The organism is Rhizobium sp. PDO1-076, assembly GCF_000247475.1.
Classification (GTDB): domain Bacteria; phylum Pseudomonadota; class Alphaproteobacteria; order Rhizobiales; family Rhizobiaceae; genus Allorhizobium.
The window spans coordinates 1-25,164 of sequence record NZ_AHZC01000404.1 but is presented as its reverse complement, the minus strand read 5'-3'; the positions used below and the strand labels follow the sequence as shown (position 1 = coordinate 25,164).

The 25,164-nt window shown below is 60.0% G+C and carries 23 protein-coding genes and 1 other RNA gene; 15 read left to right on the top strand and 9 right to left on the bottom strand.

All coding sequences use genetic code 11. The features are described 5' to 3' along the window. The 3 genes from PDO_RS21615 to metF form a co-directional block, all read left to right on the top strand. Positions 1-735, top strand: a 735-nt coding sequence (locus PDO_RS21615) for an ATP-binding cassette domain-containing protein (protein ID WP_007606891.1), incomplete at its 5' end; no start/stop codon positions are given. 253 nt (positions 736-988) lie between these two features. Beyond that, positions 989-1,996: an ArsR/SmtB family transcription factor gene (locus PDO_RS21610; RefSeq protein WP_007606890.1), complete on the top strand. Its 1,008-nt coding sequence runs from the start codon at positions 989-991 to the stop codon at positions 1,994-1,996. Beyond that, complete coding sequence (gene metF, locus PDO_RS21605; protein ID WP_007606888.1) at positions 1,997-2,905, top strand: methylenetetrahydrofolate reductase [NAD(P)H]; 909 nt, start codon at positions 1,997-1,999, stop codon at positions 2,903-2,905. It begins immediately after the preceding gene. A 431-nt stretch (positions 2,906-3,336) separates the two neighbouring features. On the opposite strand, the gene PDO_RS21600 is transcribed toward metF, so the two are convergent. From PDO_RS21600 to PDO_RS21560, 9 genes are all read right to left on the bottom strand, one after another. Next, positions 3,337-4,287 (bottom strand): DMT family transporter, encoded by a 951-nt coding sequence (locus tag PDO_RS21600; RefSeq protein ID WP_007606887.1) that lies wholly within the window; start codon positions 4,285-4,287, stop codon positions 3,337-3,339. A gap of 80 nt (positions 4,288-4,367) precedes the next feature. Further along, entirely contained in the window at positions 4,368-5,555 is a 1,188-nt protein-coding gene (locus PDO_RS21595; RefSeq protein ID WP_037075012.1) for a lytic murein transglycosylase, read from the bottom strand. Between the two features lie 124 nt (positions 5,556-5,679). Continuing rightward, complete coding sequence (locus PDO_RS21590) at positions 5,680-6,459, bottom strand: glycoside hydrolase family 25 protein (RefSeq protein WP_007606885.1); 780 nt, start codon at positions 6,457-6,459, stop codon at positions 5,680-5,682. Positions 6,460-6,608: 149 nt separating this feature from the next. After that, positions 6,609-7,271 carry a class I SAM-dependent methyltransferase gene (locus PDO_RS21585; protein WP_007606884.1) on the bottom strand — a complete coding sequence of 221 codons (663 nt, stop codon included), beginning with the start codon at positions 7,269-7,271 and terminating at the stop codon, positions 6,609-6,611. Continuing rightward, positions 7,268-8,518, bottom strand: coding sequence for a BtaA family protein (locus tag PDO_RS21580; protein ID WP_007606883.1), 1,251 nt, complete (start codon positions 8,516-8,518; stop codon positions 7,268-7,270). The genes PDO_RS21585 and PDO_RS21580 overlap by 4 nt, the downstream gene beginning before the upstream one ends. A 322-nt stretch (positions 8,519-8,840) precedes the next feature. Beyond that, complete coding sequence (locus PDO_RS21575) at positions 8,841-9,812, bottom strand: lytic transglycosylase domain-containing protein (RefSeq protein WP_007606882.1); 972 nt, start codon at positions 9,810-9,812, stop codon at positions 8,841-8,843. 127 nt (positions 9,813-9,939) lie between these two features. Continuing rightward, a complete protein-coding gene (locus PDO_RS21570) occupies positions 9,940-10,575 on the bottom strand; it encodes a LysE family translocator (RefSeq protein WP_007606881.1) in 636 nt (211 codons plus the stop codon). A gap of 48 nt (positions 10,576-10,623) precedes the next feature. Next, the gene (locus PDO_RS21565; RefSeq protein ID WP_007606879.1) at positions 10,624-11,838 is read right to left on the bottom strand and encodes a pyrophosphate--fructose-6-phosphate 1-phosphotransferase; all 1,215 of its coding nucleotides are present in this window, start codon (positions 11,836-11,838) and stop codon (positions 10,624-10,626) included. Positions 11,839-11,931: 93 nt separating this feature from the next. Continuing rightward, positions 11,932-12,807, bottom strand: coding sequence for a DMT family transporter (locus PDO_RS21560; RefSeq protein WP_007606877.1), 876 nt, complete (start codon positions 12,805-12,807; stop codon positions 11,932-11,934). A 178-nt stretch (positions 12,808-12,985) separates the two neighbouring features. On the opposite strand from PDO_RS21560, the gene PDO_RS21555 reads away from it, so the two are divergent. The 12 genes from PDO_RS21555 (at position 12,986) to mraY (ending at position 25,164) form a co-directional block, all read left to right on the top strand. Continuing rightward, entirely contained in the window at positions 12,986-13,723 is a 738-nt protein-coding gene (locus PDO_RS21555; RefSeq protein WP_007606875.1) for a J domain-containing protein, read from the top strand. After that, entirely contained in the window at positions 13,720-14,481 is a 762-nt protein-coding gene (locus tag PDO_RS21550) for an N-acetylmuramoyl-L-alanine amidase (protein ID WP_007606873.1), read from the top strand. The genes PDO_RS21555 and PDO_RS21550 overlap by 4 nt, the downstream gene beginning before the upstream one ends. A 256-nt stretch (positions 14,482-14,737) precedes the next feature. Then, positions 14,738-15,262: a lytic transglycosylase domain-containing protein gene (locus tag PDO_RS21545; protein ID WP_007606871.1), complete on the top strand. Its 525-nt coding sequence runs from the start codon at positions 14,738-14,740 to the stop codon at positions 15,260-15,262. 87 nt (positions 15,263-15,349) lie between these two features. After that, positions 15,350-16,540, top strand: coding sequence for an NAD(P)/FAD-dependent oxidoreductase (locus PDO_RS21540; protein ID WP_007606869.1), 1,191 nt, complete (start codon positions 15,350-15,352; stop codon positions 16,538-16,540). Between the two features lie 79 nt (positions 16,541-16,619). Beyond that, positions 16,620-17,042: RNase P RNA component class A (rnpB, locus tag PDO_RS26815), an RNA gene on the top strand. 435 nt (positions 17,043-17,477) lie between these two features. Then, a complete protein-coding gene (gene mraZ, locus PDO_RS21535; RefSeq protein WP_007606861.1) occupies positions 17,478-17,915 on the top strand; it encodes a division/cell wall cluster transcriptional repressor MraZ in 438 nt (145 codons plus the stop codon). 17 nt (positions 17,916-17,932) lie between these two features. Beyond that, positions 17,933-18,958 (top strand): 16S rRNA (cytosine(1402)-N(4))-methyltransferase RsmH, encoded by a 1,026-nt coding sequence (gene rsmH, locus PDO_RS21530; protein ID WP_007606860.1) that lies wholly within the window; start codon positions 17,933-17,935, stop codon positions 18,956-18,958. 2 nt (positions 18,959-18,960) lie between these two features. Beyond that, the gene (gene ftsL / locus PDO_RS21525) at positions 18,961-19,353 is read left to right on the top strand and encodes a cell division protein FtsL (protein ID WP_007606859.1); all 393 of its coding nucleotides are present in this window, start codon (positions 18,961-18,963) and stop codon (positions 19,351-19,353) included. Then, positions 19,353-21,098 (top strand): peptidoglycan D,D-transpeptidase FtsI family protein, encoded by a 1,746-nt coding sequence (locus PDO_RS21520; protein ID WP_007606858.1) that lies wholly within the window; start codon positions 19,353-19,355, stop codon positions 21,096-21,098. The genes ftsL and PDO_RS21520 overlap by 1 nt, the downstream gene beginning before the upstream one ends. A gap of 59 nt (positions 21,099-21,157) precedes the next feature. Further along, the gene (locus tag PDO_RS21515; RefSeq protein WP_037075016.1) at positions 21,158-22,609 is read left to right on the top strand and encodes a UDP-N-acetylmuramoyl-L-alanyl-D-glutamate--2,6-diaminopimelate ligase; all 1,452 of its coding nucleotides are present in this window, start codon (positions 21,158-21,160) and stop codon (positions 22,607-22,609) included. Then, entirely contained in the window at positions 22,606-24,039 is a 1,434-nt protein-coding gene (locus PDO_RS21510; protein WP_007606856.1) for a UDP-N-acetylmuramoylalanyl-D-glutamyl-2,6-diaminopimelate--D-alanyl-D-alanine ligase, read from the top strand. The genes PDO_RS21515 and PDO_RS21510 overlap by 4 nt, the downstream gene beginning before the upstream one ends. A gap of 24 nt (positions 24,040-24,063) precedes the next feature. After that, entirely contained in the window at positions 24,064-25,164 is a 1,101-nt protein-coding gene (gene mraY, locus PDO_RS21505; RefSeq protein ID WP_007606855.1) for a phospho-N-acetylmuramoyl-pentapeptide-transferase, read from the top strand.

The window sequence follows — 25,164 nt, the reverse complement described above, 5'->3', positions numbered from 1 at the left end:
ATCATCCCTGTGTCCGAACGTCTCGGCAACGTCGTTATCGAGATGGAAGGCATCACCAAGGGCTTTGAAGGTCGCACGCTGATCAACGATCTGTCGATCAAGCTGCCGCCGGGCGGTATCGTTGGCATCATCGGTCCGAACGGCGCCGGCAAGACGACGCTGTTCAAGATGATCACCGGCCAGGAGAAGCCGGATTCCGGCTCGATCCGTATCGGCGAGACGGTGCATCTCGGTTATGTCGACCAGAGCCGCGACGCGCTGGCGGCCGACAAGACAGTCTGGGAAGAAATCTCGGGCGGTGCCGAAGTCATCAAGCTCGGCAAGTTTGACATGAACTCCCGCGCCTATTGCGGCGCCTTCAACTTCAAGGGCGGCGACCAGCAACAGAAGGTCGGCAATCTCTCGGGTGGTCAGCGCAACCGCGTTCACCTCGCCAAGATGCTGAAGGCCGGCGGCAATGTCCTGCTGCTCGACGAACCGACCAACGACCTTGATACCGAAACGCTGGGTGCGCTGGAAACGGCGCTGGAAAACTTTGCCGGCTGCGCCATCATCATCAGCCACGATCGCATGTTCCTCGACCGGCTGGCGACGCATATCCTCGCCTTCGAAGGCGACGGCCATGTCGAATGGTTCGAAGGCAACTTCGAAGACTACGAGCAGGATAAGGTGCGTCGTTTGGGTGCCGATGCGCTCAATCCGGGTAGCCAGGCCTACAAGCGGCTGACGCGCTGATCGTGTCACCATTCGGCGGTTTATGTCAGCCGCCCTTTATCGAAGAAAGCCTCGGCCGTTGCCGGGGCTTTTTTACGTACAGTCTTTCGACAGCGCGCCGGGTCGGTTCGCCTGTGGTGGGAGTAGAGCGCCCCGGAGATCTCGCCCTCGAGCGTCATATGTCCTGTCAAAATTCGAAGCAGATAATGCTTGCATGAATTTCTTGAGCGACATAAACATATCTTTATATGATTATTGCTTTTCGAGGTCTGGGATGAAGTTTGGCGTGGATGCACTGGTGGAGTTGCTAAAGGCGGCGGGTGAGCCCACCCGTCTTCGCCTGCTTGCGCTCCTGTCGGCTGGCGACCTGACCGTCACCGATCTTACCGAAATTCTCGGGCAGTCGCAGCCCCGAATTTCCCGACACCTGAAGCTTCTCGCCGAGGCCGAACTGGTCGATCGGTATCAGGAGGGGGCCTGGGCGTTCTTTCGATTGAAGCAGGATGGCGCCGCTGCCGATCTGACTCATGTCCTGCTGGATGCGGCGCAGGAGGCTGATCCGGTCCTGCAGCGCGACAGGGAGCGTCTCGCCGCCGTCAAGCGTTCGCGGGCGCAGCGGGCGCAGGAATATTTCAGCCGCAATGCGTCCGAGTGGGACGAACTGCGCCGCCTGCATGTCAACGATGCCGATGTCGAGGCTGCGTTGCTCAAGCTTGTCGGACCGGAGCCGATCGATGCGCTGCTCGATCTCGGTACAGGCACGGGTCGCATCCTGCAGCTTCTCTCAAGCCATTATCGTCGGGCAACCGGCATCGATGCAAGTCGCGACATGCTGTCGGTCGCACGCGCAAATCTCGACAAGGGTGGCGTTCTGTCGGCGTCGGTGCGCCATGGCGACATTCTCAACCTGCCGCTTGATGCTTCAGACTACGATCTGGTGACAATCCACCAAGTGCTGCACTTTCTTGAGCAGCCTGAACTGGCGCTGGCCGAGGCGGCGCGCATGTTGAAGCCGAATGGTCGGCTGGCGATTGTCGATCTGGCGCCGCATGAATTGGAATATCTGCGCGACGAACATGCCCATGTCCGGCTTGGGTTCTCGCGGCAGATCATGGCCGACTGGCTGAACCGAAACGGATTCCACGTCGAGGAAGTGGTCGATCTGCCGCCGGAAAGTGCGGCGGGCAGGGGCCTTACAGTCACCATCTGGCTTGCCCGACGCGACGCCGTTCTGGCACCAGCCGGTGAGGATGCAGTAATTTTACAGACCGGGAGCAGATAAATGGCCGAGCACCAAAGAGCGATCGAAGACGCTGCAGACCTGCGCATCTCGTTTGAATTCTTTCCGCCGAAGTCGCCGGATATGGAAGACCAGCTCTGGTCAACTGTCGAGGCGCTGGCGCCCTGGCAGCCTGATTTCGTATCCGTCACCTACGGTGCCGGCGGCACGACGCGCGAACCGACGCTGAGCACGGTAAAGCGGTTGATCAGCGATACGCCTATGCCGACAGCGTCGCACCTGACCTGTGTCGGGGCGACGCGCGACGAGGTGCGGCGTGTGGTCGAGGAGTTCAGGGCCGTGGGTGTCCGGCATTTCGTCGCGCTGCGCGGCGACCCGCAAGACGGCGTCGGCGCGGCCTATCAGCCGCATCCGGAAGGTTTCATCAATGCCGCCGATCTTGTTGGCGGATTGCGCGAAATGGGCGATTTCGAGGTGTCTGTCTCGGCCTACCCGGAAAAGCATCCGGAAAGCCCGGATGAAGCCGTCGATCTGGACATGCTCAAGCGCAAGGTGGATGCTGGCGCGACCCGGGCGTTGACGCAGTTCTTTTTCGACAATGATGTCTACGCCCGCTATCTCGACCGGGTGCTTTCCGCGGGTATCACCATTCCGATCGTGCCCGGTATCATGCCGATCCAGAACCTGACGCAGTTGAAGCGTTTTGCCTCGATGTGTGGGGCATCGGTTCCGGCGAGCATCGATCGTCGTTTCGAAGGAACCGATTGCAATGCGCAGGATCGGGCAGCGGTGGCGGCGGATATTGCTGCCGAGCAGATCGCTGATCTGGCGAAGCGCGGTATCCGGGATTTCCACATTTATACGATGAACCGTGCACCACTGACGATTGCTACGCTGTCGCGGCTTGGGCTGGACGGCAAGTCTCGAACGTTGTCTGGTGCTGCGGCCTGAATGGGCAGTTGGTATCAAGTGAAAGGCGCATGACGGGGGCCGTCATGCGCCTTTTTGATTTCTGAAACCATTCCTGCCTGAGCGGCCTTGGTTGGCCGCTTCATCGCTCTTGGCTCATCTCACTCCCGGTCAGATGAACAGCATGGTGGTAATGAACACAAACGCCGCACTGACGATAAGGACATTGATAGAATTAGTCAGTCCCATGTCTGCCTCCTTGTGTTTGACCGTTAGATGTTATGTCCGATTTGTGTCATCGAAAAGCAAATTCTGTGCTGCGGTGCGGTGATGGCCGGTGGATAAGTTGTCGCAGCCGGCAAAATATCGATCTATTTCAGTTGCTTAAGAATTTTCAGCTGTTGTTAATGAAGTTTAACAAACGTGACCTGTCGGGCTCCAATATGATGCGGGTTGTTGCTTTTTAGCACCACTCAGCCGAGGCGAGATTTGCTGCCAAATGGCAGGTAGCCGAGCAGGCGGCCGTCCAGCACGAGCAGACCGGCGCCAATCAGTGCCATGCCGACGATGTCGAGCGGGTGCAGAATTTCGCCGAGAAAAAGCGCACCGAGCAGGATTGCGCTGGGCGGAACGAGCAGCGTCACGAGTGAGGCGTTGGTGGCGCCGGCGACTGCCATGATGCGGAAAAACAGGATGTAGGCGAAGGCGGTCGAGAGCAGCGCCAAAGCCAGAATGGCCGCGATTGCGCTGAGCGGCGGCATGGACAGTGCCCATGGCTGGTCGATGACAAGTGCTGCGGGCAACATGACAAGCGACGAGGCTGTCAACTGCCCGGCTGCCGTCACCGGGGCGGGCACGTCACGAAAGCGTTTGCCGTAGGTGGCGGCGAAGCCGTAGGAGACTGCGGCAAGGATCGGCAACAGAACTGCCCATAACGGCACGTCCGTCTGCAGGAAGGTGCTCGGCCCGATCAAGACGGCGGTGCCGGAGAGGCCGAGGATGGTTCCAGCGATCTTGGCTGGCGAAAGCTTCTCGTCGGCGGTCAGCTTGTTGGCAATAAGCACCGTCCAGATCGGCGTTGTCGCATTGAGGATCGAGGCAAGGCCGGCGCCGATCTCCGTCTGGCCGAGGAAGATCAGCGTGTGCGGGATGGCATTGTTGATCAGCCCGAGCAGAAGGAAGGCGCGCCAGCGTGTCTTCAGTGTCCGATAGAAGTCGTCACCGCCGCGCAGATAGAGATGCAGGGCCACCGCTGCGAGCGACAGGCGCAGGAAGACCAGGGTGAACGGCGGTACATAGGCGACCGCATACCGCGCGAAGAAGAACGAGCCGCCCCAGATAAAGCCGAGCAGGATCAGCAGGACCCAGGTGGTCGCGTTCAAGGTCAGGGCCGGGGTCAGGGCCGGGGAGGGTCGTTGTTGCATGGGGCACCTTTCGAATCGGAGCCCCACGCTAGTCTTGCGGCCTTGCTGAAACCACCCGTTTCATGAGGCCAATCTATGGGTCACAGGGTGTTCAGCAAGGATGGTGTCGCCCAGCCATCGGCCGGCACGCCCAGCCGCTGCTGTTCCTTCTGGATGGCGACACGGGTTCCTGATCCCAGAATGCCGTCGATCTTGCCGACGTCATGGCCGCGTGTCTGGAGCTTCGTCTGGAGCGCCTTCATTTCAACGTCGCCGAGACCCTGTTCCGGGGTGCCCTTCAGGTAAGGCGGAGCGCCCATCAGACGGGTGGCAAAGTAGGCGGCGGAAGTCGTGTAGATGAACGACTGGTTCCATTCCAGATAGATGTTGAAGTTCGGATAGGTCAGGAATGCAGTGCCCTTGCGCCCCTGCGGCAGGACCAGCGATGCAGGCAGGTTGCCTGAGGCCGTATTGCCGTCACGCGGGGTGACGCCGAGTGCGAACCATTCGCCGGCCGTCAGCGGCCCGCTCAGGCCCGTCTTTTCGAATGGCAGGTTGTCGGGAATAGTGACTTCCTGAATCCACGGCTCGCCGCGCTTGAAGCCGAGGTGCTGGATGAACTTGGCCGCGGTCAGAATAGCGTCCGGTGCGCTCTGCTTGACGTTGATATGGCCATCGCCGTCCCCATCGACACCGAATTCGATGATATCTTTGGGCAGCATCTGTACCTGGCCGATTTCGCCGGCCCAGGCTCCTGTGTTGGTGGCGGGATCGAGATCGCCATGCTGGACCATTTCGATCAGGGCCAACAGTTGCGGGCGAAACAGTTCCGGACGGCGGCAGTCGTGTGCGAGCGTCACCAGCGCGTTGCGGGTGCTGAAATCACCCTGCACCGCACCGAAATCGGTCTCCATGGCCCAGAAAGCGGCGATGATGCCGGAAGGAATGCCGAATTCCTGCTCAGCCCGGTCAAACACTGCCTTGTACTGCTGCAGTTTCTGGCGGCCGATATCGAGGCGAGCCTGGCTGACGGTGCGCTGGGAGAATTCGAGGAATGTCTGCTTGAACACACCTTGCGAGCGGTCACGGGCCAGAACTTTTTCGTCGATCCTGGCGCCGGCCAAAGCCTGTTCAGCAATATCTGCGGGGACGCCGGCGGCTAAGGCTTCCGCCTTGACGCCCTGGAGGAAGGTGCCGAGATCGCCGCCGCATTCGGCTGCCATCGAAAGGCTGGTGGATGCCATGAGGAAGGCGAGGGGAAGGGCAAAGCGTGAGGCGAAGGTCATCATATGGTCCTTAGATGTTTCTTACGGACGGTTATTAAGCGACTTTTTGACGAAAGAGAGATGGCGGCACAAGGACTCGTGCCGCCATGGTCTCATTTCAAGCAATTTCTCAGGTTGTGGGCCGCATTTACCTGGAAACGGATGCAACCCACTTTTTCCAGTTTGCCTCCGTGCCGGCAAAGACGTTGATATCCGTTCCGCCCTTGATGCCCGGAATGACGCCGGTCGACGTATACTGCCAGAAGGCCCAGCGGCGCTCCGGGTAGATCTCGTTGGGATGCTGGGCGACGGCCCGCACCCAGAAATGATAGTCCTGGAATGCGCCTTCGAGATTGTCGCGATGGAAATCAACCGATGTGTAGATGATCGGGCGCTTGCCGTAATAGGCTTCGATGCGGTCCATGAACCGCTTCATCTCGCTGCGTACAGTTGCCGCATCCGGGCGGCTTTTGCAGGTTTTCGAAGTGGGATTCCACTCGACATCGAGTACGGGCGGCAGATGCATGGACTGCTTGGGTACGTTGCGGATGAACCAGTCAGCCTGTTCGTCGGCCGTCGAACAGAAGTAGAAGAAGTGGTACGGCGCATGGGGAACGCCAGCGGCGCGTGCCTGCTGCCAGTAGGCATTGAAGCGGGGATCGACCATGTCCTTGCCTTCAGTCGCCTTGATGAAGGCGAAGGAAACGCCGGAGCGGCGGACCTGGTTCCAGTCGATGTCGCCGTTCCATTTCGACACGTCGATGCCATGCACGTTGTGGCGATGCGGTGTTTTGCCGTCGAAATCCTGCGGATCGGTATCCTTGAAGCGCGGCGAAATCGATGCCGTTTCCATCAGGTCATAGCTGGTGGAGGTGCAGGCTGCCAGTGACAGCGAAATCGGCAAGAGCGCCAGGAGAAGCCACCGCATGGATGTTCCATCAATTGGAGTTGGAATCATGCCCCAAGAGCGGTGCGCACGAACGCGAGACACAAGAGGCGCGAACACCATTCATGGTCCATCATCGTTAAAACTTGGTTATATGCAATCCGTCTTGCTGAGTTAATGACGGAACAGGTTCAGATTCTGATCATCGCGTGCCATGCATAGCCTCGACCGATCGGCTCGAAAGTGAGTGTCGCGCTGCGTGCGGCGGTACGTTGCTCCAGCGCCTCCCGCAGGGCGCTCCTGGGCGTGACATGGAAGCGCGACAGCCAGTTGCGCAACAGATTGCGGAACCAGCGCGGCAGGTCTTCCTGCTGGCCGAAGTCGACGATATGCAGCGAGCCACCGGGTGCGACGGCATCAAGTGCGCAGTCGATCGCCTTTTCCCAGTCCGGGATCATCGACAAGGCGTAGGAGATCATCACTCGGTCGAATCCCTGCGTGCCGAACTGGCTTGCGTCGAACGCTGTAGCGTCGGCGACGGTAAGCACAGGCTGGGTGGTGCGGCCGCGGAAGTTGGCACGCGCCGAGACCAGCATTTCCGCCGATATGTCGAGGCCGTAAAGATGCGCCGTCGGGTAGAGGCGTTGGGCGAAAAGCAGGTTGCGGCCCGTGCCGCAGCCGACCTCCAGCAGGGTGCCTGATTGTGGGACGTCGAGACCGGTGATCATGCGGTCACGGCCGAGCAGGTAATATTTCCGTGTCAGGTCGTAGACGTGGCGCTGGTAGCGATACATGCTGTCCATGCGTTCTGCATGCGGCTGGTCGATGACGCCGTCTGTTGCCTGTTCGCTCATGCCAGCGGCTTCTCATAGATGTGGAAACCGCCGTAGATCGCCGAGCGGTCCTGCTTGTTCAGTGCCGTGGAGCGCTCCGCCTGGTAGTGCCACTGAGAGAGCAGGCTGTCGGAGAGCTTGCCATCCAGCACGCTCTTTTCGGCGGCTGTGCGGAAGATGACGCGGGCGCCGGGGGCAGCGGTGCGGGTGATTTCCGCCCACAGTTCATTGAGCTGGCGCTCGTTCATCCAGTCCTGGGCGTCGAGCAGTACGTAGCGGTCGACGCTGGCTGCGGGCTTTTTTGCCAGCAACTCGGTGAAATTGGCGTGATGAACCTGAACCCGATCGATGTGGTCACGGATAACCGGGTAATGTTCACGCTTCAGATATGTCGGCAGGGTACCTTCTTCCGCGGTGGGATAGCGGCGTGCAAATGCCTGCCAGGCGAAATAATTGTCCTTCAGCGGAAAATAGCAGGCCAGCTTTTCCAGCCGGTGGCGCAGGACCGGAGCAATCGTTCCGCCCTCGGACAGGCTGGCGAGTTCGTCATATTGCTGCGGCGGAATGCCGAGGCCGAAAAGCGAGCTCTTGCGGCTGGTCAGCCAGCGGATCAACGGCTTATCGAACAGTGGTGCGATGCGGCTGTCGAAGAATTGGCGCTGGTCGCGTAGCGAGGTTGCGGCGGTGATCTCCTCAAGGCGGACACCATGCAGACGGGCGAGGAGATGACCGACGCCGATGAAGCGCCCCAACAGGCCGGTGCGATAGAGGTTGCGGTTGAACACCGAGACCCGACGTCTGCCGGTCAGGCCGCGCTGGTTCCAATAGCTGCGCGTCGCTGTATCGAGATTGGGCGCGACATGTCGGTCATACAGGCGGCTATTGCCGGCTTCGCCCGCTGTTGCCAGAAGGCGGACAGCCGCCGCATGATCGGGCAAATGGCGAAAGGCTGCGAGCTTCAGCCGATTGAGTGCGACGTGGTTGGGGTTCAGGTCGACGACGTCGATCGAGGAAGGTCTTCGGCTGAGATAGGCGAGCATGTTGCAACCGCCGGAGCCGATCGTCACGATCGTATGCCCCTCGGCCAGATCCATGGCCTCCATGTCGACGTCCGGGTCTTCCCAGATCTGGGCATAGACGAGCCCGGAAAACAGCAGGCCAAACAGGCGTTCGGACAGCCCGTCTTTCGAAAGGGGCTTGTGCTGGAGGAGTGCGTCCTTGAGCTTGTGGTTCTCATGAAAGCCAGCATCCGGTGCAATCTCGGTCATCTCGATCCGCCATCCGTTAGAAGTTGATGGCGTGTAGCCCTGCGATGCTACAGTTTGATGACGTGCGTTCGATGATGTGGCTGGGCCGGCCGCTCGACGCGTCTAACCAACACTCGCTAAGAAATTGATTTGGCTATCGAAGTTTTCGACCGCGGCCGCCTCAATCCGGGGTGCGGCGCGCCTTTGAAGCGTGCATGTGGGGCGCTGCACGGTATAGAGTGGAATGGGGAGCAGACCGTCGTGCACGGTCTTCCGATTCGGTCCTGTTTCAAGGAGGACGATCGGGCTGTTGCGGGATGGTGCGATGGTGCCGTTTCGAGACTTACTGCGTCAGGTGCAGCATGCCCTTGCGCTTGGCGTCGTAGTAGTAGCCGCGTGCGTAGAGGCGGACCGCCTGATCATGGTCGTTGTCGGCCACGAGCCACGCACCCTTGAGGTATTTGACGGCATATTTGATGTTGGTTTCGGCGTCGAAGAGGCCCGACGGCTCGCCGCTGTAGCCCATGGCCTTGGCGGTGTTGTAGCGGATCTGCATAAGGCCGTAATTGCCCCGGCTGTAGGCGCCGGGATTGTATGTACTCTCACGCTTCACGACACGGTGCACAAGATCCTCGGGGATCTCATAGAATTTCGCATATTTCTTGATCAGCGCGTTGAGCTTGGTCGGTCCGCCGCTCAGCGTTTCCGGCTCGGGGTCCCGTTCCGGTGGCGAGCCTGGTGAGGTGATGTCGAAGGGGTCGCCGAAGCTGGTCAGGGCTGTCCTGCGCAAGGGGGCTGCGTAGGCAAGCATGATGGGCGCGGGTGCAGGCACTGTGCTTGCCGTTGTCGCAACAGTTGTCGCAGTGGCTGCCGGGCCGGGAGGTGCTGCAATGTCCTGCACAGCCGCTGCGCTGGCGGTCATCGCTGCCTGCTGCTCGACGCCTGGAAGCGGCGTCGCTGTAGCCATCGTGGTCAGGGCCTGGGTTGCTGCCGTTTGCGGCGCCGTGGCGGCAAGTGACGATTCCTTCAGCATTGGAATCGGTGCCGCAGTTTCTGTTCCGGGAATGATCGGGGCAGGGCCGGGATTGGCTGCGGCCAGTTCGGCAGGGGTGGTTACTGTTGCCGCTGGTGCCGTTCCGTTGGAAATGGCTTCGGCTGCATTGGCTGCCCGCATCTCCGCCGAATTGGGCTTGGCCACAGGTGCTGAGGCCAGGTCCGCCTTCATGTTCTCATCGATCGCGGTGCATCCCGTGAGGCCGGCTAGCAAGGTAGCAGCCATGCAAATCGCAATGCCGCGGTCTTTCTTGACGATCATGCCACTATCCGTTTTCACGCTGCAGGCGACCGGTGAGGAAACAAATCACCGACCGTTAAGATTTCCATTTATTAATCCAAGCGGGCCTTGGCGGCAAGCGCTTGGCGAAATCGGCCGCTTTGGGCCGTCAGGCGGCGATCTTGCGGTAGCCTGCGGTGACCGCTCCGGCCGCGATCAAAACGGTGCCGCTGCCATGCTTGGTCGTCCTGCGAACCGAGCGTTTTCGGATGTATTGCCGGGCTTTTCCGGCAAGCAGCGCATAGGCCACCGTGTTGACAATCGACAGGGTGACAAAGGTCGCCAAGAGCACCGAAGCCTGCTCAAGAACCGGGGCCGAAGACGTGAGGAATTGTGGCAGGAATGCGACAAAAAAGACCATGCTCTTCGGGGTGAGCACCGTCACCGCGAAGCAGTGGGTGATGATCTTTAGCGGCTTTTCTTGCGGAAGGTTGTCATTGTCGGCAATCGGTCCCTTGCCTACGGGCGCGCGCCAGAGATGGATCCCCATGTAGACGAGATAGGCGGCACCCATCCATTTGACCGCGGCAAATGTTGCGGCCGAGCTCCAGAGCAGGGCGGCAAGCCCTGCGAGCGAGGCAGACATCACCACCAGGTGGCCGAGTGCCACGCCGATCACCGTGGCGAAGGCCGTCTTGCGACCATAGCCGAGTGCATAGGAGACGACCTGCTGCACCGATGGTCCGGGAATGACAAGAATGACCGCTGACGCAGCCACGAATGTGAACCAGGTTACATTGGACATTTTAACTCACTCCTCCTCAGAAGAGGAAGCCAGCTTTCGCTCCCAAGGTCAATTCACAGGATGGTACTTCTGGCCCAAATAATCCATCACGTCCTTGAACCACGGGGTCGAAAGATCGAAGGCCTTGCCTCCCTTTATCCGTGGAAATTCGATCGTGCGAAGCTTGCCGCCCTGGTCTTCGTCGTGTCCGGTCACGCCGGAAATCTTGTTCAATCCGCTTTCCACGGCGAGATCGACCATGCTCTGGATCAGGCGCAGGTCCTCGGCGTTTGCCGGAGCGGAGCGGGCGAAATAACCGGATTTCTGCACCATCGAGCGCTCGGCATCGAGCAGTTTGGCAAATTGCTTCTGGAACCAGTTGCCGACATTGATCGTGTCGATCTTCACATGGCCGAAGGCATCGCGCTTGACCTCCTCACCGGAGGCTTCGCGTTCAGCAACAATTTCATCGAGACAGGCGCCTTCGGAAACGAACAGCGTGACAAAGCCGGTGCGGTCCATGATCTCCTTCAGGCGCTCGGATTCGGCCTGCATGTCGAAATGGGTTTCCGGAAGGTAGAGGCCATCGATGTTCTTGAGCTCCTGGTTCATCATGAAGCCGTCGATATATTCGTTGTGCTTGGTGCGCTGGATATAGGCGCGGGCGGTTGCCGCGGTCAGCCAGCCGCAATGGCGGCCCATCACTTCATGAATGACGAGCGAGCGCGGTGCGGCGCTCTGTTCGTTAGACACATGGTCGAAGAAGCGGGCACCGACGTCGGCGGCCGTCCAGGCGCCGAGCGACTGCCTGATCGGCACGACATCATTGTCGACGGTCTTGGGCAGGCCGACGACAGTCAGGTCATAGCCATGGGCACCAAGATAGGCGGCCAGATCTGCGGCCGTGGTGTTGGTATCGTCGCCGCCGATAGTGTGAAGGATTGTCACCCCGTCATTCGCCAGGCGTTCGGCCGCGACGCGCAGCGGATTTTCGCCTTCCTTCACCAGGCCGCGCTTGACGCAATCGGCGGTGTTGGTCAGCTTGACGCGGCTGTTGCCGATCGGCGACCCACCGTAGCGATGCAGGAGATACGCCTTCTCGCGCATCTCCTGGTTGATCTCGATCTTGTAGTCCATCAGCAGGCCGCGATAACCGGACTTGTAGGCGATCATCTCGATGTCGGGGGCGATGTCGTTGTAGCGCTCGATCAGGCCGCCGACGGCGGACGAGAGGCAAGGCGCTAGGCCACCGGCGGTCAACATTGCAACTTTCTGTTTGGCCATCGATCCTCCTTGGGCACCGTCCGGCAGTGCCGTCTTCATGACGTTTCCGGTCGAATGGATGCGACAGTCAGCGCGGGCTGTAAAGCCAAAAAATCAAGAAAAACGGGCCTTTCGGCCGAGCCAGACGACGAAGGCAACTGCAAGTGCAAATATAATCGTTTCAATCCCGATCTGCTCGCCGAGCAAGATTGTGGAAAAGGCCAAGGTGACAAACGTCTGCATCAACTGGATCTGCGCAACCTTGGCAATTCCGCCGATGGCGAGACCGGCATTCCAGAAAACGAAGCCGCCAAACATCGAGATCAGGCCATGATAGAGCAGGGCGCCGATGGCAGCCTGGTCGGGCGCATGAACGCCATTTGCGGTGGTCAGGGCCAGTCCGACAAGCGATATCGGCAATGTCACCACGAGAGCCCAGGATATCACCTCCCAGCCGGACAGATTGCGGGCGAGGCGCGCTGACAGCACGTAGCCGAAGGAGGCAGAGACAGCAGCGGCAAAAAGCCAGAGGTCGCCGATCTCCAACTGGAAGCCGTTCTGTCTTATCGAAAACACAGCGACAAGACCGGCACCCGTCAGGCCGCAGGCCCAGAAGAGCGGGCTCGGCCGTTCGCCATCGACGATCACCGCGAAGATCGACGTGAGCAGCGGCAGCAGCCCTAGAACGACGCCGCCATGGCCGGCGGGCAGGGTCTGCATCGCAATCGATGAAAAGATCGGGAAGCCGTAAACGAGACAGAGGCCGGCGAGAAACAGCGTCGGAAACGCGCCGGCGGGCAAGCGTTTGCCAAGCGCCAGAAGGGCAAGACCTGCTGCGACCGTGGCGATGACGGCGCGGCCAAATGTGATGACTTCCGGCGAGAAGCCCTGGAGAGCGAGGTGGGTCATCGGCAGGGTCAGGCCGAACATCGTGACACCGATCGCACCGAGACCGAGGCCGAGCGTGCCTTTGGAAATTTCTATTTGCATAAGTTCCACCGGGAATGTTTGACGGCTGCTCGCATGCGCTCGGTGAATAGTCCAATCAATTGCGGGAATGTAAATCGTCGTGCTGGTTCAGCAATTCGCAACCGAACATGAATAAAGTTTAATGCCGCAGGGGCGGTGTCGGGTTGCTTTTTGGCCGATATTTGGTCAAGGTCGCGCCATGATTTTTGATTTCGCCTGCGAGCAAATATCGTCATTCTGGGACCGTTTGCTCGGCGCGATCGGTGATGCTGCGGGCAGCGCGCTGCATGGAATGATCGAGGCCATCCGGACCGTCTTCGAAGGCGACCCCGAAACCCGCCGTCGTGTTTCCTTCTCGGTAGCGATCATTGCGCTGTCCGCCAAGATGGCCAAGGCCGATGGCGTGGTTTCCGTGGCCGAGGTCGATGCCTTCCGCAAGATTTTCGATTTTCCGCCGGAAGAGGCGCGCAACGTTGCCCGTCTCTATAATCTGGCGCGCCAGGACGTGGCGGGTTTCGAGACCTATGCCAAGAACCTCGCCAACATGTGCCGGACCTGCGATAATTTCTGCCCGGTGCTTGAGGACATCATCGATGCGCTGTTCCATATCGCCAAGGCAGATGGGCTGGTGCACGAGAGCGAAATGGCGTTTCTTGCCAGGATCTCGGAGATCTTCGCTATTCCCGAAGAGCGCTTCGCGATGATCACCGAACGGCATATCCATCTCGATGGCGACCCGTATGGCGTACTCGGTGTGCAGCCTTCCGATGACTTCGCGACGATTCGCAAGCGTTATCGCTCGCTGGCGGCGGAACATCATCCGGATCGCTTGCATGCACGGGGTATTCCGGCCGAATTCCATTCGGTTGCAACCCATCGCATGGCAAAGTTCAACGCGGCCTATTCCGCGATTGAAAAAGAACGCCGGGCCGCATGACATCCTTTGCCGCCGAATGCCGCCTCGCCGAGGTGGTTCCATCGCCGAATTTCGGCGAACGGATCGGCGTGACCCGTCCCGATATTCTGTTGCTTCATTATACCGGCATGCCGACGGGTGAGGGCGCGCAGGCCTGGCTGTGCAATCCCGATAGCCAGGTATCGAGCCACTACATCGTGCATGAGGACGGGCGGGTGGTGCAGATGGTGCCTGAAGATCGCCGGGCCTGGCATGCGGGTCAGAGTTCGTGGGCCGGCGAGACAGACATCAATTCGCGCTCGATCGGCATCGAGATCGCCAATGCCGGACACCCCGCCGGCCTTCCCGATTATCCCGATCGGCAGATCGAATCCCTGATCGAATTGTGTCGCGAATGCGTCGAAAGGCACCAGATTGCCCCTGAAAGGGTGCTGGCACACTCCGATGTGGCGCCTGTTCGCAAGGTCGACCCGGGTGAAAATTTCCCCTGGTCCAAGCTCTATCATGCGGGCGTCGGCCACTGGGTCGAGCCGGCGCCACTCGGCGGTGGACGGTTTTTCCAGCGCGGCGATCAGGGGCAGCCGGTCGAGGCCCTGCAATCGATGCTGTCGATCTATGGTTATACGCTTGAAATCAATGGCGATTATTGCGCCAGAACCGAAGGCGTCGTGGCCGCTTTCCAGCGTCATTTTCGGCCCGTCAAGGTTGACGGCATCGCAGACAGTTCCACCATCGAGACGCTACACCGGTTGCTGACCAGCCTGCCGAGATTTGCCTGAAACCTCGCTTCAGCGCCTGTGTACAATGGTGCTTGAGTTAACGGTTCATCGGCCGAATTGTTGCAGTGCCACACGAATTCCTTAATGAGCCGGTCTAAAGAGCGGGCTGAACAGCGGCGTGGAACCTTTCGGATCCGGCCGCAAACATCAACATAAAGGCATGGTTTGGCGAGCCCCCGTGGGCTCGTGACGCCGAAGGATTGCGTCCGCTTCGAAGCGCGCCGATGACCTGCCTTTGTAGGAGACTGACCTTTTCATGAACAGACGACTCGTTGCTGCTGCGGCATGCCTCGCTATCCTTTTGTCCCACACCCAGGCGGCGCTTGCCGGAGACGACGAAGGTCGTTTCAAAATGCCTCTGAAGACGATCACCCGCGATGCCGGCTTCCCGACGGCTCCGGCGTTTTCGAAAAGCCCCTATGGCGCGATCATTTCCAAATATGCCAAGCAGTATGGCGTGCCTGTTGATCTGGCACATGCGGTGGTGCGTATCGAGAGCAACTTCAACCCGAAGGCACGCGGCAGCGCCGGTGAAATCGGGCTGATGCAGATCAAGCCCGCAACCGCACGCTACATGGGCTATAACGGCAGCAAGAAGGGGCTCTATGATCCCGAAACCAACATCCGCTACGGCATGAAGTACCTGTCCAAGGCCCATGATCTTGGCGACGGCGAAACCTGCAGCACCATCCTGCGCTACAATGCCGGTCACGGCGCCAAGCGCATGAACCCGGTCTCCAAGCGTTACTGCGGCAAGGTGCTTGCCCTGATCGGGACGTAACGATCTCTTGTGGCGGATGATCGCACCCGCTGGACAGAGTGTTCCGTCATGCTATCCAAAGAACGAACATGCATTGGATGGTGAGTCATGGTGGAACGCTTCAAGTCGATCGTTGTCGGGCGTGGTATGATGGGAGCTGCGGCCGGCCGCTATCTAGCTGGATCGAGCGATGGGGTGGCGATCATCGGTCCTGATGAGCCGTTGAACTGGTCTACCCATCGCGGCGTGTTTGCCAGTCACTATGACGAGGCTCGGATCACCCGGACGATTGATTCAAATCCTGTCTGGGCACGGCTCGCCAATCGTTCGATCGCCCGCTACGGGGCTATCGCGGCAGACAGCGGTGTCGACTTCTACCGGGAAGTCGGTTGCCTGATCGTCGGGCCGAAACGCGGTGGTTCCGACCCTTATATCTCCCAGGTTGAAGCGGCGGCAAACGCTCTTCTCGTCGAGACCGAAATGTTGTCGGATGCGGAACTGAAAAGCCGCTTCGGCTATTTCGATTTCGGCCTCGGCTGCGAAGGTGTCTTCGAGGGCGCAAATGCCGGCTATGTCAATCCGCGCAGGCTTGTCGAGGCGCAGAGCTTGCTGGCCGAAAAGGCCGGCGCCACGCTTGTCCGCCATGCGGTCGTGTCGATCCGCGAAGAGGCGGGACTGGCGATCGTCACCACGGATGATGGCAGGGAGTTTAGTGCCGAAAAGGTTCTGGTGGCTGCCGGTGGCTTCTCCATTGCTGCGAACCTCATGCCGCGGCCTGTTCATTTATCGGTTTATGGACGAACGGTTGCTTTTTTCGAGATTGCCGACGCGGATCTTGCCTCCTATGCGGCTATGCCGTCGCTGATCCATCAGCCGGATGATCCGCGTGACCACATCTATCTCCTGCCACCGGTGCGTTATCCCGATGGACGAACCTATCTCAAGATCGGCGGAGATCCGGATGACCTGCTTCTGGCGACTGAGCCGGAGGTGCGTGCCTGGTTCCGTGGCGGCGGGCGCGAGACAACGCGCGATCATCTCAAACGGATTGTCGGCCAGATCGTGCCTAGCCTTGCGGATGCGCCGGTCAGCATGGCGGCCTGCGTGACGTCGTTCACGCCGGACAACTATCCGGCCATCGGTTTTGCCAGCGACCGTATCGCCGTGCTGACCGGCGGTTGCGGGGCGGCTGCCAAGAGCTCGGACGAAATCGGCCGGCTCGGAGCGGAACTGCTGCAGTATGGCGCCATCCAGGACGATGCCTATGGCGATGTCTTTGCTCCGGTCTTCAGGGACTGATTCACCAAAAGCGGCCAAGTGTACGCCGCGCATATGTTTTTGTTGGCTTTCGCCGGCTCTGTCGTTTAAGGACGCCATGCCAGTTGGCCGGGCAGCCGCGCTTTACCAATGTCGAAAGACGGTAAGGGGAGGAAAGTCCGGGCTCCACGGAAACACGGTGCCGGATAACGTCCGGCGGGGGCGACCCTAGGGAAAGTGCCACAGAGAGGAAACCGCCTCGATTGTCCGATGCCCAGCATCGGGCGCTGCGAGGTAAGGGTGAAAGGGTGGGGTAAGAGCCCACCGCGTCGCTGGCAACAGGGACGGCATGGTAAACCCCACCGGGAGCAAGACCGAATAGGGATGACGCGGGTGACGCGAAAGCGCCGCCACAGCCTGTTTCCGGGCCAGTCATCCGGGTGGGTTGCGAGAGGCAGCGTGCAAATGCTGTCCCAGATGAATGGCTGCCACGTTCCGGGCAACCGGAGCCATACAGAACCCGGCTTACAGGCCAACTGGCAAATTCTCCCTCTTCCGTCTCTGGGCGGACATGGGCGGGCGGGCATGGGCGACAATAGCGAAAAACAGCCAAGCGGCTGAAATCCCCGGATTAAAACTACTCGTGCTTAAATCGGCGCCATGGCGCGCCGTGCCGAAAAAGCGCTGCCTTCCCAGCGCTTTCTAACCATTCGTTAAGCTTAACGGCCTATCAATGATTGAATCCTGAAAGGGGTTCCGCCAGTCCGTTCCCATTGACGCCCATAGTGTCCCATGGTATCCCAAATGCATGCCGTTGAAGGGGTCGATTTCACCCCGAAAGCCCAGAATTCAGGCAGGCAGTTCAGCAGTGCGGCGAGCAATGCAGAGGGACTGAATGTCGGGTTGTCAGCGGTTGGCGTAACGAGTTTCCGGAGGCCAATCAGTGGCTTCCTGTCGAGTAGGAGGTCGGTCGATTGCTATGAGCCGCTTCCTGTCCAATGCGACAAACAGGATCGATGCGAAGGGGCGGGTTTCTGTTCCTGCGGCGTTTCGTGCCGTGCTCGCGGTGCGCGACATTCAGGAGCTTTATTGTCTCCAGGATTTCGTCTATCCGGCAATCAATATCGGCGGCCCCGATTTGCTGGAGCGATACGAGCGGAAAGTGGCGGCGGAAGATCCTTTTGCTTTGGGGGCAAACGAGATGTCACTGCTGTTGCACGGTGGTGGCGTCTTCATGCGACTCGATGCGGAGGGACGGCTGATGATGACGGAGTTCATTCGGGATTTTACGGGGATTTCCTCGGAGGTCTGCTTCGTCGGTCGATCGGATCATTTTCAAGTGTGGCAGCCGCAGGCGTTTCACGAGGCGCAGGCGAAGGCCAGAGAGGTCGTCAGGCAGCGAGGCCTGCGGACCTAGAAAGACGGGGAAACGGAATGGCGGCGAATCTTGGCGAGGGTACACCTGATGCCAATGGCGGACCGGTTCGCCACATTCCGGTTCTTCTCCCGGAAGTTCTGGCGGCGCTCGAGGCGCAGCCGGGCAAGGTCATCCTTGATGGCACTTTCGGTGCGGGCGGTTACACGGCCGCCATCCTCGGCGCTGGCGCCGATGTGATCGCGCTTGACCGCGATCCGAATGCGATTGCTGCGGGGCAGGCGCTGGTCGAGGCTAGCAATGGCCATCTATCCCTGCGGCACACCCAGTTTTCGCAACTTGCCGAGCACGCGCCTGCCGAAGGTCTGGATGGCATCGTGCTCGATATCGGCGTTTCCTCGATGCAGATCGATGAGGCTGATCGCGGCTTTTCTTTTCAGCGCAATGGCCCGCTCGACATGCGCATGTCGTCCTCCGGTGTTTCGGCTGCCGATGTGGTCAATCGTGCCAAGCTGACCGACCTCATTCGGATTTTCGGCTTTCTCGGTGAAGAAAAGCATGCGGGCCGTATCGCGCGCGCGATCGAGAAGCGCCGGGCCACCGAGCCTTTCCGCACGACGCGTGAACTGGCCAACCTAATCGAGACGGTCAATCCGCGCAAAGCCAAGGATAAGATCCATCCTGCGACCCGCGTGTTCCAGGCGTTGCGGATCTTCGTCAACGACGAACTCGGCGAACTGGCGCAGGCTCTTTTTGCGGCGGAAAGTGCATTGAAGCCGGGCGGCCGGCTGGTGGTTGTCACTTTCCATTCGCTGGAAGATCGCATCGTGAAGAAGTTCTTTTCCGAGCGTTCCGGCAAGGCGTCAGGTTCGCGCCATCTTCCCATGGTCGAAGCACGTCCAGCGACCTTCGAGCCTGTCGGCAAAGGCATTGTTGCTGCAACCGAAGCCGAGGCGGAGATCAATCCGCGCGCCCGCTCTGCCAAGCTGCGTGCCGGCATCCGGACCAAAGCACCTGCAGAACGCGCCGACATGTCGATATTCGATCTGCCGGACCTTGCCACTCTCGACAAGATCGGAGGCTAACAATGCTCAGAACCTTCGATCTCATTCTTGTCGGATCGATGCTGGCGGCGGCGACCGTCACCTATCAGATCAAGCACCATACCGATAACAAGGCGGTGGAGGTTCGCCGTCTGGAGGCCGAGATCAAGCTTGAGCAGGACACAATCGAGCTGCTTCGGGCCGATAGAGCACTGCTGACGCAGCCGAACCGGTTGGAGCGTCTGGTCAAGGCATATTCGCAAGAGCTGAAGCTGGAGCCAACGTCTCCGGAGCAATTGGCGCGACCGGTGGAACTGCCGATGCCTAGGGACCAGTTGCCGAAGCCCGAGGTGGCGCAGGGTGAATCCCCGTCGGATCCGGTCAAGGATCTGATCACGACAGGATCGGTGCAACCCATGGAATCGGTGGACGACTGATGACCTTTCTCTCGCGAATCATGCTGTTGAAAAGCCGGGCGCATTTCTCCACCGATGTGCAGCGTAGCGGCACCGTGATCAATGGTACCACCTTCAAGGGTGCAGGCAAGCGCAAGACGGAAATGGCGCGCACCCGCGTCGGCATCATGATTGCCGGCTTTTGCTTCGCTTATGCGATTATCGGCGGCCGCCTCGTCCAGTATGGCCACGCGCAACCGGAAACGGTGTCCAGCATCCTGCCTGCCGATCGCCTGATGGCGTCGCGCCCCGATATTCTCGATCGCAATGGCGAGGTTCTGGCGACCGATATTCGGACGGTTTCGCTGTTTGCCGAGCCGCACAAGATCGTCGATCCGGATGAGGCGGTCGAAAGGCTCGCAACCGTTCTCAGGGACCTCGACATCAAGGGGACCTACAAGAAGCTGTCGTCGAATTCGCGGTTCCAGTGGCTGCGTCGCCAGTTGACGCCGAAACAGCAGAGCCAGATCCTGGCGCTCGGCATCCCGGGCATCGGATTCCGTCCGGAAAAACGTCGCTTCTATCCGGGTGGCTCGACCGCCTCGCACATCGTCGGCTACGTCAATATCGACAATCGCGGCATGACCGGGATGGAGAAGTATATCGACAACCAGGGCATGGCCGATCTGCGTGCGCTCGGCATGACCAGCGACATGCCGCTGGAGCCGGTCAAGCTGTCAATGGACATCCGCGTACAGAACATCGTGCGCGACGTGCTTGTTTCCTATGTCGATAAGTTCAAGGCGCTCGGCGCCGGCGGCGTTGTTCTCGATGCCCATACCGGTGAAGTGTTGGCCATGGCCTCGCTGCCCGACTACGATCCGAACAATCCCGCTGGTTCCGAAGAGGGCTGGCTCAGCCGCATGTCGAACGGCACGTTCGAGATGGGCTCGACCTTCAAGTCATTCACCATCGCGATGGGACTGGATTCCGGCAAGGTGTCTCTGAAGGACAGCTTTGATGCCCGCTATCCGATCCGGATCGGCGGTTTCACCATCAAGGATTTCCATGGCAAGAACCGCATCCTGACCGTGCCTGAAATTTTCCAGTATTCGTCGAACATCGGCACGGCAAAGGTCGCCGACCTGGTCGGCACCGATGGCCACAAGGAATTCCTGACGCGACTTGGCCTGCTCACCAAGATGCAGACAGAACTTCCGGAAGTGGCGATGCCATCGCAGCCGCGCGAATGGAAAAAGATCAACTCGATCACCATTTCCTTCGGCCACGGCGTGTCGACAACGCCGTTGCAGACGGCGGTCGCCGGGGTCGCACTGGTCAATGGCGGCAAGCTGATCGAGCCGACATTCCTGCCACGCACGCGCGAACAGGCCGATCTGGTCGCCAAGCAGGTGATCAAGCCATCGACCAGCGATGACATGCGCTTTCTGTTCGAATGGAACGGCGTCAAGGGTTCGGGTCGCAACGCACGCGTCGAAGGGTTCGACGTCGGCGGCAAGACCGGCACGGCCGACAAGGTCGTCAACGGTCGCTATGTCGGCGACAAGAACTTCAACGCCTTCCTGGCGGCCTTTCCGATCGACAATCCGCGCTACGTCGTGCTGACCTTCATCGACGAGCCGAAGACCGACAAGGGCAACGGCGCCGCACTGGCAGGCAACACGGCCGCACCGATGGTTGCCGACATCATTCGCAGAAGCGCCGCAATTCTTGGTGTAGAACCGAAATTCGGAGAAGACGGCTCGGCTTTGCTCGTCTCTTATTAAGCAGATCGAATATTGACGGGGCGATTCGGCGTGACTTGCCCCGAGAGGATGGAATGCAGATGTTACTGGGCAAGCTGGCGGGCGAGCACTATCAGGATCAGTTGACCAAGGAGGTCGGCGCGATCGAGATCACGGGTCTTGCTGCCGATAGCCGCAAGGTTGTGCCCGGCACCCTGTTTTTTGCGCTGACCGGCAGCAACGCCGATGGAGCCACCTACGTTGCCGACGCCGTTGCGCGGGGAGCCGCCGCCGTCGTCGCAAGCCATGCTGTCGATTCCCCGGTGCCGGTGATCACGGCCGAAAATCCGCGCCACCTGCTGGCCATGGCAGCCGCCCGTCTTGTCGGTCGGCAGCCCGAAATCATGGTTGCCGTCACGGGGACCGCGGGCAAGACGTCGGTTGCGTCGTTCACACGGCAGATCTGGGCCGAGGCCGGCAAGGCTGCGGCACAAATCGGCACCACCGGCGTGATTTCGCCCAAACGCAATGACTACGGCTCGCTGACGACGCCCGATCCGATCGCTCTTCACACCTTGCTCGGCGAGTTGGCCGATGAAGGGGTGACCCATGCGGCAATGGAAGCATCCAGCCATGGTCTGGACCAGAGCCGGCTGGATGGCGTCAAGCTCGCGGCCGCGGGTTTCACCAATCTCGGCCGCGACCACATGGACTACCATCCGACCGTCGAGGGCTATATGGCGGCCAAGATGCGGCTGTTCGATACGCTTCTGCCGAAGGGATCTCCGGCGGTGATCTTTGCCGATGACCCGTGGTCGGACGAGGCGATCCGTGTCGCCAAGGCTGCCGGCCATGACGTGCGCACCGTCGGTCGCAAGGGGGATTTCCTCAGCCTCAAGCGCGTCGAGCATTTCCGCCACAAGCAGGTGGCCGAAGTTCATTGCGATGGCGAGATCTTCGAGGTGCATATCCCGCTTGCCGGTGATTTCCAGATTGCCAATGCGCTGGTTTCTGCCGGCCTTGCCATCTCGACGGGCACAGCGACTGCCGTGGCGCTCAAGGCGCTGGAGCATCTGAAGGGTGCCTCGGGCCGGCTTGAACTGGTCGGCCAGAGCAAGAGCGGTGCGCTTGCCTATGTCGACTATGCGCACAAGCCGGATGCGCTGGAAAACGTCCTGAACTCGGTCCGTCCGTTTACCACCGGCCGTGTCATCGTGGTGTTCGGCTGCGGTGGGGATCGCGACAAGGGCAAGCGCCCGATCATGGGTGAAATCGCCACGCGGCTTGCCGATATCACTATCGTCACCGACGATAATCCGCGTTCTGAAGTGCCGGCAACCATCCGCTCCGAGATTATGGCGGCAACGCCGCGGGGTATCGAGATCGGCGATCGTGCGCAGGCAATCCGTGCCGCAGTGGCGATGCTTGCCGCTGGCGACACGCTGATCGTGGCCGGCAAAGGCCATGAAGAAGGCCAGACCGTCGGCACTGAGACCCTGCCGTTTTCCGATCATGCCGAACTGCGCAAAGTATTGGAGGAGTTCGACCGTTGACCTTTCTTTGGACGTCGCGTGACATGGTGGCCGCAATGGCCGGACGACCTTTCGGCAATCTGCCGGAGGGCATAACCGGCATTTCGATCGACAGTCGCACGATCACGCCAGGTGAGGCATTTTTTGCCATCAAAGGCGACCGGGTCGATGGTCACGACTATGCCAGCATAGCGATCGCCAATGGTGCGTCGCTGCTGGTGGTCAATGAAGCAAAGCTTCCGGCTCTAGGGCGCCTGACCGTACCGATGATCGTGGTCGAAGACGTATTGATCGGGCTGGAAAAGCTTGGTCAGGCTGCACGTGATCGGACACCAGCCACGGTGATTGCGGTGACCGGATCTGTCGGCAAGACGACGACCAAGGAAATGCTGCGTGTTGCGCTGGAACCGTCCGGCAATGTGCATGCCGCCGTCGCATCCTTCAACAACCACTGGGGTGTGCCGCTGACGCTGGCGCGCATGCCGATGGATACGCGCTACGGCGTGTTCGAGATTGGCATGAACCACCCGGGCGAGATCGGCCCACTGGCGCAGATGGTACGGCCGGACGTGGCGATCATAACCACGATCGCGCCGGCGCATCTGGGTAATTTTTCGAGCGTCGAGGAGATTGCAGCAGCCAAGGCGGAGATCTTCGATGGCCTGGCGCGTGGCGGCGATGTCATCCTCAACCGTGACAACGCCTATTTCGAACAACTCGAACAGGCGGCCTATGCGGCCGGCGTGGAGAATATCCATACCTTCGGCCAGCATGCCAAGGCGGAGTTCAGGCTTGCCGAATTCGATGGAGCGGCGGAACGCTCGACGGTGTGGGTCTCGTTTGGCGGAGAAACTCGGGAAATCAGCATTGGTGCGCCGGGCCGGCATTTGGCGGAAAATGCCATGGCTGTCCTGGCTGCCGTCTCGCTTGTCGGTGCCGATGTCGATGCGGCGATCGACGCATTGGCAAATCTTGCGCCGGTCAAGGGGCGTGGTCAGCGCCACAAGCTGGCGATCGGCCGAGACGTCCTGACCTTGATTGACGAGAGCTACAATGCCAATCCCGCATCGATGCGGGCGGCGATCGCGGTCCTTGCCGCTGCCCAGCCGGGCTATGATGGTCGCCGGATTGCTGTGCTTGGCGACATGCTGGAAATGGGCGATTTTTCCGCAAGCGTACATGCCGATCTCGCAAGCCCGCTGCTGGCGGCCGGGATCGAGCATGTCTGGCTTGCCGGACCTGAAATGACGGCCTTGCGCGATGCACTGCCGGAAAGCGTCCATGTCGTCTATCTGGAAACGACGGCGGAACTGGCAAATTTCGTCGCAGCCGAAGTGCGTGCCGGAGACGTGGTCATGGTGAAATCCTCGCTCGGGATTGGTTTCGGCAAGATTGTAGCGGCGCTGCTTGACAAGTATCCGGCATTCCCCGACACGGAGCGCCACTTTTAATCCGGGCTTTTGGAAAGGGCTCCAATGCTAATCTGGCTTGTGGAACTGGCGGACCACTTTCAATTCTTCAATCTGTTTCGGTACATCACCTTCCGCACGGGTGCTGCCCTGTTCACATCGGCCCTTGTTGTCTTCCTGTTCGGCCCGATGATGATTTCATCGCTTCGGGTCCGCCAGGGTAAGGGACAACCGATCCGGGCCGATGGTCCGCAGACCCATTTCAAGAAGGCCGGTACGCCGACGATGGGTGGACTGATGATCCTGGCCGGCATTGTCGTGTCGGCGCTTTTGTGGGCCGACCTGTCGAATGTCTATGTCGTGGCGACGCTGCTGGTAACGCTTGGCTTCGGCGCGATCGGTTTCTACGACGACTACTTGAAGGTCACCAAGCAGACGGACAAGGGCTTTTCGGGCAAGGCCCGCCTTGGTCTCGAATTTGTAATTGCGGGCATTGCCGTCTACTTCATGATGGGTTCGGCGCTGCATTCGGGGGCCCAGGGCTCCACCTTCGGTTCTTCGATCACCTTTCCTTTCGTCAAGGATTTCATGATCGATCTCGGCATCTTCTTCGTGCTCTTCGGCGGCTTCGTCATCGTTGCGGCCGGCAATGCGGTGAACCTGACGGATGGTCTCGACGGGCTTGCCATCGTGCCGGTGATGATTGCTGCCGCGTCCTTCGGCATCATCGCATATCTGACCGGCAACGCGGTGTTTTCGAACTATCTGCAGATCCATTTCGTTCCTGGCACCGGTGAACTTGCCGTGCTGCTGGGCGCCGTGATCGGCGCCGGTCTCGGTTTCCTGTGGTTCAATGCGCCGCCGGCTGCCATTTTCATGGGCGATACCGGTTCGCTGGCGCTCGGCGGCTTGATCGGTTCGGTGGCGGTCGCAACCAAACACGAGATCGTCATGGCAATCATCGGTGGTCTGTTCGTCATGGAAACGCTGTCGGTCATCATCCAGGTCGGCTATTTCAAGATGACGGGACGGCGCGTGTTTCTGATGGCGCCCATCCACCATCACTTCGAGAAGCTTGGCTGGACCGAAAGCCAGGTGGTGATCCGCTTCTGGATCATTGCGGTTGGCCTCGCCATGCTCGGCCTTTCGACCCTCAAGCTGCGTTGA